The sequence below is a fragment of the uncultured Methanobrevibacter sp. genome, from assembly GCF_947169325.1.
GTDB lineage: Archaea > Methanobacteriota > Methanobacteria > Methanobacteriales > Methanobacteriaceae > Methanocatella.
Map to the genome: position 1 here is coordinate 1 of NZ_CAMVPN010000068.1, position 14,566 is coordinate 14,566.

Below are 14,566 nucleotides of genomic sequence, written 5' to 3' on the forward strand. Positions count from 1 at the left end.
CTGCAGTGCACTGGCATCAATGCTTACCTGTCCATTGCTAGAACCAGTATTGGTGAATGCATATATGCCTGCACCTATTATTATCACGAGTGCAATAAGAGCAATTATAATTTTCCTGTTCATGAAAATAATTAAATTAAATGTTGTATTTAATAATTTTCATACATTCTTGAAGATGGCTGATAGTGGATGGGTGTAGATAATCTTTATTTTGGAAGCCCTATTCGGGATTGGTAGTTGAAGAACCTGTCGGATAAGTCTTCACGATATAATTCGTTAATGGATATGAAATAATGTTTTGTGTAAATGGAGTAGAGATAATCCCTTGAAACGGAATAATATCTTTTGAAGTCCAGCACTAAATCTGGTATTCCAAACTCTTCTGATTCCTTTAAGTAGTGATATCTGGGAGTTTGATTCTGTAAAATATTCTTCCAAGGTGTTTTTCTAGTTTTACTAATTTCATTCATAGGAATGTCGATATGTTGGAGGTGTTCACCTTTTCGTAATTGTTCTGCATCATAAGCAGGACAAATTAATATTGATGGAAGTAATTTGCTATTCAAATTAGGATTATTTTTATCATTTTTTTCCAAATTAAGCCTTTCATATTCTTTTTGAGAATTGTAATCCTGGTTTAAATCGCAATCCTGTGATAGAACAACTCCGTAAGGAATAGTAATCATTTTTACTTTATCATCGTAGGTGTGGATTTTGAAATCTTTTAGGATGTCTCCTTGAAGAATCCTTTTTGAATCATTTTTCCGATAATAATGGTTAATGTTTGATTTCATAGTTTCACCATTCTATTTTGATTGTTTTAACAATTCTTGAACCGCTCAATCTATAATGTGTGTAATCTATTTCAAAATCCTTAAATGACCTTCTCTTTGTTTCATTTTTGTTTTCTTTTTCCATAAAATCATCTCATTTTTTCTCTTAATTTATCTTTAATGTCATGTTCAAATCTATTGATAATAATTTCATGCATTTCATCCAAGTCAATTGGAATGTATTTGAATTCTTCTGTAAAGTCTAAAACACAATCATAATCTAAGATGAATTCTTTGTTTATCGCTCTTCCGGGAAAATTTGGGCTGTATTGCCCATATTGGAATGCAAGATTATAGTCATCAATTTTTAATTCGGCTCTTGTAATTGACTGGATGAATTCCTTATTGTCAAATTCAATGTTGATTAAATTGAGATTGGGGTTAATATATTCGTTTACCCTAGTATTGTCATCGAGTTTAATCTGATTGATGTATCTCAATCCTAAGAATTTAATTTTTTCTAATTCGAATTCTTTTAATCCTTTAAGAACTAAGTTTATGTCTTTTTTAAATTCTTCGTAGGATCGGTATTTTTTTCCAGAATAACTTAAAATTAATTCTTCTTCATTGAATTTGATTTGTTTTCCTTCATTAGTAAATGTCAAAGTAGCATATTTAGAATCCGCTTTAATTGGTTTTCCTGTAGAATCTATTGTAAATGAGAGATTTTTCTTTTTTTCATATCCTGTCTCTGGAAATTCTTTAGTGATTATGTTTTGAAAACTTTGTGTTGCATTTTCAAAATCTTCACATGACTCTGGAAGTGGTTGATATTTAATATGTAGAATAACTTCCTCTAAAAAATTCTTTGAATATTTCATTGAAAACACCTTGTTGTATTATTTAGTTTAATATGTATATAAATCTATCTAAATTTGAATTGGGCTTTATAAATTTTTTGTTTTCGTTATTAAATCAATTTAATAAGGTTAAATCAATTTTTATGTATGGGTGGAATTATCATTTCCGCAATTCCAGCAGGTCTTTAAGCTCCTCTGTGTTCATTTCTGTGATGAATGTCTCGCCGTTTCCAACGGTCAGCTTGGCCAGCTCCTCTTTTGAGCGAAGCATTTCATTGATTTTCTCTTCGAATGTTCCTTTGGTGATGAATCGGTAAACCATCACGTTTTCCTTCTGACCAATTCTGTATGCCCTGTCGGTTGCCTGGTTTTCGACGGCTGGATTCCACCACAGGTCATAGTGGATGACGTTCTGTGCAGCAGTGAGGTTAAGTCCGGTTCCTCCTGCCCTGAGGGAAATTATGAAAATCCTGTTCTGGTGGTTTTCCTGAAACTTTCTAATCATCTTATCCCTTTTGGAGCGTGTAAGAGATCCATGCAAAAACAGCACTTCTTCTGAAAACTTCTCCTCAACCAATTTCTGAATTATTTCACCCGTTTTCACGTATTGGGTAAATATTAGGACTTTCTCATCTGCCTCAAGGATGTTTTCCAAAGTGTTCATCAGTATCTCCATCTTGCCGGATTCGTTAACGTTAATGTGGCTTGATTTGGTGAACTGTGCAGGATGGTTACAGATCTGCTTTAGGGAGTTTATCATCTTTAAAACCAGTCCCTTCCTTTTGATTCCGGCATTCTCTTCAACCTCTCTTATTGCAGAGTCAAGGGTCTCCTTGTAAAGAGCAACCTGCTCCTTTGTCAAATCGCAGTAGATGTCACTTACGATTTTGTCAGGCAAATCCTTGATGATGTTCCTGTCGCTTTTAAGCCGCCTCAGGATAAACGGCTTTGTAATCTTTCTGAAGTTTTCAAGTATCTTCTGATTGTTTTCCTTTTCAATCGGGACGATGTAATTTTCCCTGAACTTCTTAAGTGTTGTGAGATATCCTTTGTTTGTAAAGTCGAATATGCTCCAGTACTCGGACAGCCTGTTTTCAACAGGAGTTCCAGACATTGCAATCTTATGTCTGGCTTTTATTGACTTTACCGCCTTGGTCTGCAGGGTATTTGGATTTTTGATGTTTTGAGCCTCATCGACAACCACCAGGAACCATTTCTGCCTTTTGAACTTGTTAATGTCGCTTCTCACAACCCCATAGGAAGTAAGATAGATGTCATACTTTGTTTTTGTAAATTTCCTGCTGGTTCCGTGGAAGATGTATGATGTCAAATCCGGCGTGAACCTTCTGATTTCCTCCTGCCAGTTTGTAAGAAGGCTTGTCGGCGCAATCACAAGCACCTTTTCCTTTTCGAGATTGCCTTCATCTTTCAGGTGCTGCACTGCAGTTAGAACCTGCAGGGTCTTTCCAAGTCCCATGTCATCTGCAAGTATGCTTCCGAATCCTGTTTTGATGTTCTGTATGAGCCATTCATAGCCTTTCATCTGATAGTTCCTCAATTCGGCATTGACATTGGAGGGAACATTCACAGTATCTGTTTTTGAAATGTTTCTGATTAGGCTGTCGAATTCACCTTCGATTTCAATGTCCCTTTCAAGAATCTCTCCGCTTAAGGCAGCCTTCAGGACTTCATGGCGGTTCAGCTTTTCTGGGAGGTTGTCAATCTGCTTTATGAGGGACTTGACTTCACGCTCATCAAGCATGACGAACTCGTTTGCAATCCTCACAAGTCCCTTGGACTTTTCAGCCAGCCTTTTGAACTCTTTAGGTGAGCAGAGGGTGTTTCCAATAGCAACCTTCCAGTCAAAGTCTGTGAGATTCCTGAATGTCAGATATGAATCCTCGTTCTGGATGTTGACGTCAAGCCTGAGCTTGGGCTTGAAGACTTTCCTGAGGCTTTTCGGAAGTATGATTTTAAGGCCCATTATTTCAAAAAGCGGCAGAGTATCTAAAAAGAAATTTGTGAAGTCATTCAAATTTAGCTCGAGATTTTCATTAAAGTTAAGTGCCTGATTGAGTCTTGGATAAATCTCATTGATGATATAGGTATCCTTTAAAAGATTGGTCTTTAAAGCCTTATCATCAGTTGTGCTTATGACCTCATGGATATTTTCCAGCTCATCGTTGACCCTTATGTCAACCTTAAATGATTCCCCGTCCTCTTCAACAAGCAGGTATAAATCATAATCCCTTGAGTTGATTTGAAACCTTGAAAGCCATTGGCTTATCGCTTCGGGGGTGTTAATGTCACTTTTGAATTTTTGAGGCTCGAAAAAGAATAGTCTGAAGACTTCTCTTTCGTAGTTCCTTTTCATGGGCTGTGAAGTGCCGAGTCTTAGATATCCGTCATGAAATCCTTTAACAAAAATGCTGACGGAGGCTATGATCTGGTCCCTTTTGGAGATTTTTTCTCCTTTGAATGTGACTGTATCATCAGGACACATTCCGGTAAGGATATTGATGATGTCGGATATTGTCCTGTCAAAGACTGCAGGAATCCATCTGACGTGATAGTGATTGTCAGATTTGAAAATCTCAGGGATAATGGCCTGCTTTTTAATTAGCTCCAGGCTGAACTGATAGATGAGATTCAGGAACTGGATGTCCCTGTTGAATTTGCTGATGTTGCTTTCAGAAATTTCTGTGAAAAAAGCGAAGAGAGTCTCCTCAGCGCTGCTTTCAGAGGGAAATATTTTAGAGACTTCGTAGTTTTCTGTGATGTTTAGATTGAATCGCTCCCAGCGGTTAGGCATCTGCCAGCGTGTGAGAAAAACGCTTTCAAGCCAGTCATCGTAATCCTCTTCAGGGCCGCCGAATACTCCCGGCTCATAACCAAGAGTGATGTATGGACTGTAATCCTCTTCATTTCCCTGGCGCGTATAGTTGAGGCAGCTTCTTTTAAGAAATCTTTTCCGTGTTCTGTAGGTGTAGTCCAGAATTGACTTGAAGTCAGTGGAGTAAAAGACAGGATTTTCATCCAAAAGATTAAGGATTTGAGAGTGGAGATTGGGAATTTTGGAAAAGTCCGCTTCGCCATCAGCAATGACATCTTCTCCTTTGAAAAGCTCATCAATGTCTCTTATGTCTGTCTTTTTGTCTTCAAGGTTAAGTGTGTCAATAAGGTCAAGTCCCTGAAGTCTGAAAATCAGAAAGGGGTCCCTGTCAATCTCACGGGCAATCACATAGACAAGTCCTGCGATGTGCTTGCAGACTGAAGCGTAATCGGGACAGTTGCATGATGTATGGATGTCCCTGTGTGATGTGGGAAAGACATTGACGCCGGCATATTTGAGCTCGTCATGAAGCTCCTTTGGAAGCTTGCGGTTTAGAAGGGCAGACATGATTGTGGGATTTTCATGGATTGTTCTTATGATGATGTCCTTTTCGCTTTCGCTGAACTGCCTGAACTCAACTTCAACGTCATAAAAGCTTCGGTAATTTCCCTTAACCTTAGTTGAAGCCACATTGCCGTTGATTTGAATGCTCTGGACTCTTCCGGTGTTGGCATAGGTTTTTCCCCGCTCAATCCTGTTGGTGAGATAGACTCCCTTGAGGGCATCCAGCCATTTTTCTCCCCACCATGTTTTAGTGATTTCTTTTCTAGCCATAGTTTCAAATCCGATTTTGATTGTTTTATGATTTTGTTTTAATCAAATATAAGATTTGTGTTTTGTTTGGGAACAATTTCATATTGTGAGGTTAATATTTCAATGTTAGGGCAATTTATGAAGTTTAATTCAATATTGCTTTAGGGATGTAAAATTGTCTTGGAAAAAATTGTTTTCCTTTGCAAATTTAAATATTTTGAATTTTCAGCTTTTGTTGAAGAAATTTCACTTTAAAAAATAATATTTGAAAAAGGCATATAAATTTTCAAGACTTAAATTAAAAAAATCAAATGAATTGATTTATATAATGATGTTTTACATAAAATTCATTTAGTGGTATTATGAATGTTTTTAAAATAGCGATTGTCATGCTTATATTAATCTTGTCAATTGGGGCCGTTTGTGCAGCAGATGACCTTTCTGAGGATGCAATTTACGATGGCGATCAGAAAATCTTAGAATCTACGCAAAAAGACATTAATACGACTGATGAAGGTTCATTCACTGATTTAAATCGTGAAATCACAAATGCAACTGACATTATGGATATAACTCGAGACTACAAATTCAACAATGAAACGGATACTCCAGTACGGGGAATCATAGTTAACAAGAACAATTTTGTCATTAACGGTAACGGACACACATTGGACGGCAACGGCCAGACAAGGCTAATGACCCTCACTGGAGTCAACATAACAATAAACAACCTTAGACTAATAAATGGAAATGCCGATCAGGGAGGTGCCATTTTTATATATTCGGACAGTTCCATTACAACAAACAACATGACTTTTGAAAACAATTCCGCAAATAAAATGGGCGGTGCTGTTTCAGTTGAAGGAAATTATACAAGCGTTAACGATAAGTTCATCAATAATCAGGGTATAGGTGCGGCAATTGCCAGTACAACCGGATCCACTTCAGTGACATTGAACAATGGAACTTTCATAAGTGACGATAATCTCTCATGGGGTTTGATTTACCTTAGAAACTGTCTGATGTCCATTGAAAACACAACCTTTGCAAACATTTACTCCAATTATTCCTCTGCAGTATATGCTGAGAGCAGCAGGGGAAAAATCAGAAATTGCATTTTCACCAACATGACCGCCGCAATGACTGCAGGGGCATTAGGAATCAAATCAATCGATGATGAGATAACAATAGAAAACTGCAGTTTCATCAATGATTTCGCAGGTAGAAATGGTGGAGCGATATATGCCGACGTTGCTGGAAGTGATGGAGAGGGTAATGGAAACATTACAATAATCAATTCAAGATTCATCAATTGCATATCCGAGTTTGGAGGAGGCTACCTCCAGCTGGGAGGGAATCTGAACGTTGACGGTTCACTTTTCGATTCAAATGGAGCATATTTTAATGGCGGAGCAATCTACACTTCATGGACCTGTGCCGCAATTTCCAATTCAAACTTTACTTCAAATGGAATCGCAGTATATGACGGCTATCCTACATATGGAGGTGCCTGCTATTTTGACAGTACATTCATCACTATAGATTCATGCATTTTTAAAAACAATACCGGCAACGGTTCATCAATTGGATCATATGACTGTAATTTGAATATAACAAACAGCTATTTCAATAATCCTGGAATAAACTGCTCAAGCATCTATGGGGTTTTTACTGTATTGATACAAAGCGCAAACAATTTCACAGATGACGTTGTGTCAATGAACAACACAAATTATGATTATAATGGCGAGAATACTCAAAGCACCCTTGTCCTTATCAACAACACAATTACTGTTGAAAACCTGCCTGCAAGATTTGATCTGCGTGATTGGGGATGGGTTTCATCAGTTAAAAACCAGGGAAACATGGGCGGCTGCTGGGCATTCGGTACAACAGGAGCATTGGAATCCACTCTGATTAGATATGCCAACATCACTTCCGACTTTTCAGAAAACAATCTGCAGAATTCCATGTTAAGATATTCCAAATACGGTTTCAAAAACTCATCTGAAGGTGGAAACGCAAAATTGGCTATGGGTTACTATATCAGCTGGATGGGAGCTTTCCCTGACCAATTCGAAGCCTTTGACCAGCTTGGAAAAATTTCCCCGCTGATTGCCACCCCTAATGACGTCCACATTCTAAACATTGTCCTGGTCTCTCCAAGAAATAATTCAACAGACAATGACAGACACAAATGGGCAATTCTCAAATACGGTTCAATGGAGGTAAACTATTACCATACCTTCGATCCTATGTTTTTCAACAGTTCAACCAATGCATATTACTATAACGGCACAGGCCACAATCATGCGATAAGCCTTGTGGGCTGGGATGACAACTATCCTAAAGAAAACTTTGCCATGACACCTGAGGGCAATGGTGCATGGATTGTCAAAAACAGCTGGGGAACTGATTGGGGAGAAAACGGATTCTTCTATATCTCATACTATGATAAGTCTTTTATGACCGAAGATCCTGCAATGGCCTTTATCATAGAAAATATTGATTATGACGCGATATACCAGCACGAAACCTGTTATGAAGATGATACAAATTACACATATTACAAAAACAGCTTTGCAAGCGAGCATGACACTCTTATTGAGGCCGTTGGAACATACTTCGGATGTGAAAATGCAGAATATGAGTTTTCCATATTGGTAAACGGCAAAGCCGTACATCACCAAAGCAGTACAAGCGACTTCATGGGATATGAATGCATAAAAATGGACAAATACATCAAAATCAATAAAGGTGACGTATTTGAAGTCGTATTCAAAAACAGTGCAAATGCAGTGGGAAGTGTCAGGTTCGATACACAACCGAACGTTTCATTCGCAAGTTATGACGGCGTAAAATGGACAGACTTAACTGAAGAGTACACTGCAGCCATCTTAAAAGCTTATGTTCGCAGTGAAGATGCAAAAATCACAAACAACAAGGACATTTCAGTTGACTATGCCGGCGGGTCTTTCTTCAGCGTCAATGTTGCAACCGCCGACGGTCACGCAGTTGTTGGTGATGTCGTTAAATTCACAATCAACGGCAAAACCACAGAAGTGCCAACTGACGATAAGGGAATTGCCAAAATCAAAATAACTGATGTTCCTGGAAAATACACCATAAAAACCAGTTATGATGGCAAAACATACTCCAACAAGGTCACTGTAAAACAGGTCTTAACAACCAGCAAGATCACAGTCAAAAAGACTGCAAAATCCTTTAAACTGCAGGCCAAACTTAAAATCAACGGAAAACTCGTCAAAGGTAAAAAAATAACATTCAAGTTCAACGGCAAAACCTATAAGGCTACAACCAACTCCAAAGGAATAGCTAAGGTAACCATCAAGAAGAATGTTATCAAAAAGCTTAAAAAAGGTAAAACCTACACATTTAAGGTGACTTACCTGAAAGACACAATAAAATCAACAGTTAAAGTTACTAGATGAATTCATTTTCATCTACTCTTTTTTTTAATTATTTTCGCTAAATTTGGAATTTGTGTGGCAATTCCTCTTGAACTTCCCATGAAATGGATGTTTTTAATAGAAACATACGTTTGAATTATGCTCCCGAAACTTTGCGGAGGTATGGGATTTTGGACATAATGTATGGCAAAAGCCATGATAGGAAAATCGTAAGCGCAAACATCACAGGAAACAGCAATGTGGATTTTGGATTGTATTGAGTTAAGAATTTCAATACACTTGTATGGGAAAAGTACATTCCGTAGCTGCAAAGGCTTAGAGAAACGATTGCCTTTCCGATGAGGTTGTCCTTGACGTGTTTGAAAGAGGTAATCTTGTCAAGGTATTTGATGAATATAAACATTCCAGATCCCATGAATACCATCGGAACGTTTAGATAGATTTCAGAGATTAAATTGATTCTGTTGTAGTCGAAATAGACAAATGAAGATAATGCTGCTATAAGAATGATGAATCCTAAGATGCAGATCTTTTTATCGGACAGGTTGAATTCCTTATTGTTCAAGTAATATCCTAAAATAGGATATCCGATGTAGTATGCAAAGTAATCCAGGGTGAAAGTTGGAAATATCGGATAAGAATTGAAAGTCTTTAGGATGATTGTAACAAACCAGATTGCAAGGAAATACTCACATCCCTTAAGCCCGTACTTTTCTATGAATGCGTTTATAACGGGAATGAAGAGATAGATTCCAATAAGGGTCCAGAAATACCATGTGATTGAAGGGTTTCCGATGAACGTGTTCCACAGAAACGTTGAGTTGTAGTTAAGAAAATGCAGCTGTGCAAGTATTATGATAATCCAGAATATGAAGGGATAGATGATTCTTGCAAACCTTCTTTTTAGAAAATCTCCTAAGCTGGGATAATCTCTGTTTAAAAGAAGTGCTCCGCTTATCATTAAAAAGATTGGAACGCCGATTCTTCCGATGTCGTGGAAAGCCTTTTGGGCTATGATTTCAAATGGAGTGTTTAAAGGGCCGAAAAAGAAATCGACATGACAGATTATTACTGCAATTATTGCGAAAGCCCTTAAAAAATCGTAGTAGAATATTCTTTCCTTTTTGGTTTTCATAATTAACTATTTGATATTGCTTATATTAAAAGATATATTAACAGGAATAATTTTAATTATCAGGTCGTGCCATTTTTTGTCTTAAAGTTCGACTTAACCTTTTTCTCTTTCTGAATATTATGTGGCTATGACAAGAATCAATAAATCCATTAATTAAAATTATAAACAATGCTTTTCAAAAATAATATTACTCACATATTCTGGTGATATGATTAAAAATAGAATTGAATATTATGATAATCTAAGAGTTCTTGCAATATTCGGAATTATTGCAATACACGTCTTTCAGCTATGGCATCATGGAGAACAGGTAAATGGGATTTACATTTACATGTTTTCAGAAATCGTGAGATATGCTGTTCCCATATTTCTAATGTTAAGTGGCGCTCTATTGTTGAACCGTGACATCGAACTTGGTTATTTTTTAAAGCATAAACTGACAAGAATTGCTTATCCATTTATATTCTATTTGATTATTTCATTCGTTCTGTCTCTATTTACAGATAAAGGTTTTTCATTCAATATTTTTTCTCAATATTGGTATTTTTGGATGATTTTTGGAGTTTATTTATCAGTTCCAATTATAAACAAATTCATTCAGCATGCTTCAATAAAAGAAATTGAATATTTTATTGTTGTTTTTCTTTTTGCTTCTGTTTTTTATCAATTTATATTGTTTTATAATTTTGATAATTATTTCAATTTAAATTTCTTTGCAGCTCCAATTGGATTTTTGGTTTTGGGTTATTATTTATCAATTAAAGACTTTAAAATGGATTCAAGAAAGCTAATGATATTGATGGGGGCCGTTTTTTTAATATCCACATATATGAAAATGCTTTCAACCGGTGCAATAATGCCAAAAAGCTTTGCTCTTGATTATGAGGCAACACAATCTCTGGTTTTGGATTCATGGGTTGATGTGAGTATTTTTGTAATATTACAGGCAGGATCATTATTTGTTCTGTTTAAGCATTTGAATTTTACAAGATTTAGAAAGGCTGTCGTATCAATCAGCAATCTAAGCTATGGAATGTATTTGATTAATTCCTTGCTGATGTTTTATATAAGTCCATTTTTCTTCAGTTTGCCTAGAAATGGTGTTGAAATTTGTTTGACCATTATTCTGATGAGTGTTTTTGTCTTTGTCATGTCATGGCTGATTGTAGGGGTTTTAAGTAAAATTTCGGGCATTGGAAACTATTGTGCGTGAAGTAATATTGGGGGGGGGCAAAAATTTGTTATGAATAAATAATTTTCTAATAATGAAACTTAAATTTTATTATTTCATTGATTTTACAAGTTTTAAAGCTTCACCGATAACTTGCCACATGTCAAAGTATTGATACATTCTTAATCTTCCACCAAATATGGTCTTGTCCTCTGAATCAGCTAATTCCTGATACTTTTGAATAGTTCTAAATTTTTTTTATCATTCAGGGATAATAGGCTTATTCACATTTATGCCAAGTTTTTGGATATTCTTTGGCGATTAGGGTTCTTTTCACTTTCAGAACTTTTGAAGTGTTTATTTGTAAATCAAGTAACTCTTAATTTGTTTGGTTTGTAAGAAAGATGTAGTAACTAGATTTCAATAATTTCTGCAGTTGGAACAATCTTTTTTAAGTTATCATAAAATTCATTAATCTGATTGTCATCTATTTTTTCATAATATTGCTTTTTATTTAAAATGTCATACTTGCTTTTTGCTAGATTATGAAGTTCAAATATTTCTAGATGTTTAGGTTTAAAATATTTTAATAAATTTAAAATTAGTTCAGTATCTTTAAGACTAAATTTGGTTATTGGGATTCTAAAAGTGGTTTTCTCCATATCAAGAGTTTCTAAATTAGTTAGGTATTGTCTTATCTTACCACCAATCACTTTCTCACAGTTTTTAGAATCAATCATTTTAATGTCAACAATAAATTCATCAGCATATTTTTCAGCTATCTTTAGATATTTTTCTGGAACAAATAGGGCAGTTTCAAAGCAGATGTGGATGTTTTCATTTTTTAGGGACTTTAAAAGTGGCTCTAAATTTTTAATTTGGAGAAGTGGTTCTCCTCCAGAAAAAGTTACTCCTCCTCCAGTTTTATAGAAAGGTTTATCCTTAATGATTTCATGCTCTAACTTATCTAAATGAATATCATATCCGAATTTGCCTTGAATTTTTGATGAGATGCATTCTGGATTAGCGCACCAGGGACATTTTAAATTGCATCCTTTTAGAAATACGGTTGTTCTAATTCCTTGTCCGTCATGGAGTGAAAAATGTTGGATGTTTGTAATTCGCACAGTCATTTTATTGTCCATTTATTCAATTTCTACCTATAATCTCTTTCATGATATATTTATCATCTTCATCAAACACTCTTAAAACGTAAATCACTGCAAAATAAATTATGATTCCGATTGGAAGTGCAAGCCACATGTTTAGATTTAGGAAGTATAGTGCAATTCCTAAGATTAATGATCCGATTATTATCTTTACTATATTTAAATAGAATTTTTTGTTTGGAGATAAATTAATTTGTTTCATAACGTAAAGATATAAGAATAATAATAATAAGTCAGTCAATACAGTAGTTATCGCGGCTCCATTATAACTGAATTTTGGAATCATATATAAGTTTAATACTACATTAAATATTACGGCAATGAAATTTAGTTTGGCAACAGCTATTTCTTTAAATGAAGCATTTAAAACGGTTGCAACAGATCCGTTAAAAAATATTAAACAAATTGTCCACACTAAAATAGACAATGGAGTTGAAGAGGCAGCATAGTCCTTACCAAAGAATAATAAAATGATGTCTAATGAATAAAACTGTGTAGCGACTGCTATTGGAATTATTATAAGCATTAAATATTTCACAGATTTTTCAAAACTAATATTTAATAACTCCTTAGAATTTTTAAACATTCTGCTCATAACAGGAAATATTACTGCACCATATACTCCATAGAATAATGTCAAAACGGATATGAGTCTATAAGTTGCATTATATATTCCTGTTGCATAATCTCCAACTAATGGAGTAAGCATTATTATGTCAATAGAATAATAAAGTGTATGCAACAATCCACTTATAGCAAAAGGTATTGATGCAATTGTTATTTTTTTACAGAATTCTCTGTCAAATTGTATGTTGATTTTTGTAATGTGTTTTTGTAGAGCATAAAATATGTAAGTTAGTGCAATAAAGTTTGAAAGTAGATATGCAAATGTTATTCCAAATATGCCGGTGTCTGTGAATATCACAATAAATACGAATATTAATAATAACAAATTCATTACTGTATTACCTATTGCTTGATATTTTCCTTCTTCAAATGCTTGGAATGTGCTAGCGAATAATCCAAAGAAAGATTTAAGAATAGCTTCAATAGTAAAAAGTAATGTTATTTGGATTGTAAGGGGATTACATTTCATTATTATTAATATAATTAATGATAATCCGAAGTTAAATGCAGAAAATAATGATTTTAATGGAATTGCATTTCCTAAATAATGGCTTGCGGAATCATAATCAGTTGCAATATGTCTAATAATATGTGTTCCGACACCTAAATCATTTAATACGGTTAAAATTCCTGTAAATGAAATTGCAAAACCTAAAATTCCATAATCATTTACTCCTAGATATTGTGCAATTACAATTGTCCAAACAAAACCACAAATGCTAGCTATTATTTGTGAAATGAGTAACCAACTCATATTTTTAAATATTGTGCGCACTTGACTCATAAAATCATCTAATAATAATTAATGTTTTTAATTTTATAACTATTAATCTATATATAAGAATTATATTTGTATGTTTTTAATTTAAATAATTTATCAAGTTTTAATTATTTTTAAAGAATTGAATATGGTTTTTATTTTTTAATTTTCCTATTATAATGTATAAAAATAAAAATTAAATTGGGATTTATTAACGACAAATAATATGTAATAGATAATTATAAAAACAATGTAATATAGAGTAACATAAAGTTGGTGTGTTTATGATTATTGATTCAATTAATTTTAAATCAATACTTTTAAAAATGGGTATTTTTGAGTATGCAAAAAAAGTATTAATTTTTAAAAACTTATCAAAAAAATTAGATGGTATTGAAGAATATTCTTCTACAAATATTTTTAATAGATTAGATTATTTTTACACTCCTTCTGCAAAACAAACAAAAGGAAAACAAATTAAAGATTTATTTAAAAAAATTAATATAATTATCCCTAAAAATGGATTTATATTTTCACTGGATCCCTGGAAATGTTTAAATTATGAGAATAGGTTAATTGGCAATATTAGTGTTGATTATAGTAAAATTTTATATGCTTCAATTGAAGATTTGAAATTAGGATTTAAACACCAAAATGAATTTGCATTAAATGAGATAGACACATTAGATGCATTTGAATTATTGATTGATCGTGAAATTGAAGAATTAAAATTATCCAATCGGAAAGATAAGTCTGAATATATAAATTATCTTGAAAACATTAAATTTAAAGAAGTTGAATCATTTAAAGAAGCTTTGCAGAGAATTTTATTTTATAATCAGATATTATGGCAAACTAATCATGAATTAAATGGATTGGGTAGGCTTGATTTAATTTTAAATGACATATATGAAAAAGATGATATAAGTGAAAGTGAAGCTTATGATTTAATCAAAGATTTTTTAATAAAATTACATAGTTATTATTATTATAA

The 14,566-nt window shown here is 34.0% G+C and carries 9 protein-coding genes; 3 read left to right on the forward strand and 6 right to left on the reverse strand.

All coding sequences use genetic code 11. From position 1 onward, the window contains the following. Positions 1-206 precede the first annotated feature (206 nt). From Q0W26_RS09160 to Q0W26_RS09170, 3 genes are all read right to left on the reverse strand, one after another. Entirely contained in the window at positions 207-794 is a 588-nt protein-coding gene (locus tag Q0W26_RS09160; RefSeq protein ID WP_298524248.1) for a hypothetical protein, read from the reverse strand. 128 nt (positions 795-922) lie between these two features. Further along, the gene (locus tag Q0W26_RS09165; RefSeq protein ID WP_298524251.1) at positions 923-1,654 is read right to left on the reverse strand and encodes a TIGR04255 family protein; all 732 of its coding nucleotides are present in this window, start codon (positions 1,652-1,654) and stop codon (positions 923-925) included. A 139-nt stretch (positions 1,655-1,793) separates the two neighbouring features. Then, positions 1,794-5,300 (reverse strand): DEAD/DEAH box helicase, encoded by a 3,507-nt coding sequence (locus Q0W26_RS09170; protein ID WP_298524254.1) that lies wholly within the window; start codon positions 5,298-5,300, stop codon positions 1,794-1,796. A gap of 341 nt (positions 5,301-5,641) precedes the next feature. Between Q0W26_RS09170 and Q0W26_RS09175 the strand changes: the two genes are divergently transcribed. Next, on the forward strand, positions 5,642-8,731 hold the full coding sequence (locus Q0W26_RS09175; RefSeq protein WP_298524257.1) for a C1 family peptidase: 3,090 nt from the start codon (positions 5,642-5,644) through the stop codon (positions 8,729-8,731). A 115-nt stretch (positions 8,732-8,846) separates the two neighbouring features. Here the strand turns inward: Q0W26_RS09175 and Q0W26_RS09180 are convergent, their stop codons facing one another. Further along, positions 8,847-9,845 carry an acyltransferase gene (locus tag Q0W26_RS09180; RefSeq protein ID WP_298524260.1) on the reverse strand — a complete coding sequence of 333 codons (999 nt, stop codon included), beginning with the start codon at positions 9,843-9,845 and terminating at the stop codon, positions 8,847-8,849. A gap of 208 nt (positions 9,846-10,053) precedes the next feature. On the opposite strand from Q0W26_RS09180, the gene Q0W26_RS09185 reads away from it, so the two are divergent. After that, a complete protein-coding gene (locus Q0W26_RS09185; protein ID WP_298524263.1) occupies positions 10,054-11,058 on the forward strand; it encodes an acyltransferase in 1,005 nt (334 codons plus the stop codon). A 371-nt stretch (positions 11,059-11,429) separates the two neighbouring features. Here the strand turns inward: Q0W26_RS09185 and Q0W26_RS09190 are convergent, their stop codons facing one another. Continuing rightward, on the reverse strand, positions 11,430-12,161 hold the full coding sequence (locus Q0W26_RS09190; protein WP_298524266.1) for a 4Fe-4S cluster-binding domain-containing protein: 732 nt from the start codon (positions 12,159-12,161) through the stop codon (positions 11,430-11,432). Between the two features lie 4 nt (positions 12,162-12,165). Next, complete coding sequence (locus Q0W26_RS09195; protein WP_298524268.1) at positions 12,166-13,596, reverse strand: oligosaccharide flippase family protein; 1,431 nt, start codon at positions 13,594-13,596, stop codon at positions 12,166-12,168. A 260-nt stretch (positions 13,597-13,856) separates the two neighbouring features. Here Q0W26_RS09195 and Q0W26_RS09200 point away from each other — a divergent pair. Further along, positions 13,857-14,566 (forward strand): pyruvate formate lyase family protein (locus tag Q0W26_RS09200; protein ID WP_298524271.1); only part of this gene is annotated, 710 nt, incomplete at its 3' end.

Bases quoted from the DNA above. Each gene is read 5' to 3' on its own strand.
- Q0W26_RS09190 (WP_298524266.1), bottom strand. From the start codon at position 12,161: ATGGACAATAAAATGACTGTGCGAATTACAAACATCCAACATTTTTCA.
- Q0W26_RS09165 (WP_298524251.1), bottom strand. From the start codon at position 1,654: ATGAAATATTCAAAGAATTTTTTAGAGGAAGTTATTCTACATATTAAA.
- Q0W26_RS09195 (WP_298524268.1), bottom strand. From the start codon at position 13,596: ATGAGTCAAGTGCGCACAATATTTAAAAATATGAGTTGGTTACTCATT.
- Q0W26_RS09180 (WP_298524260.1), bottom strand. From the start codon at position 9,845: ATGAAAACCAAAAAGGAAAGAATATTCTACTACGATTTTTTAAGGGCT.
- Q0W26_RS09175 (WP_298524257.1), top strand. From the start codon at position 5,642: ATGAATGTTTTTAAAATAGCGATTGTCATGCTTATATTAATCTTGTCA.
- Q0W26_RS09185 (WP_298524263.1), top strand. From the start codon at position 10,054: ATGATTAAAAATAGAATTGAATATTATGATAATCTAAGAGTTCTTGCA.
- Q0W26_RS09170 (WP_298524254.1), bottom strand. From the start codon at position 5,300: ATGGCTAGAAAAGAAATCACTAAAACATGGTGGGGAGAAAAATGGCTG.
- Q0W26_RS09160 (WP_298524248.1), bottom strand. From the start codon at position 794: ATGAAATCAAACATTAACCATTATTATCGGAAAAATGATTCAAAAAGG.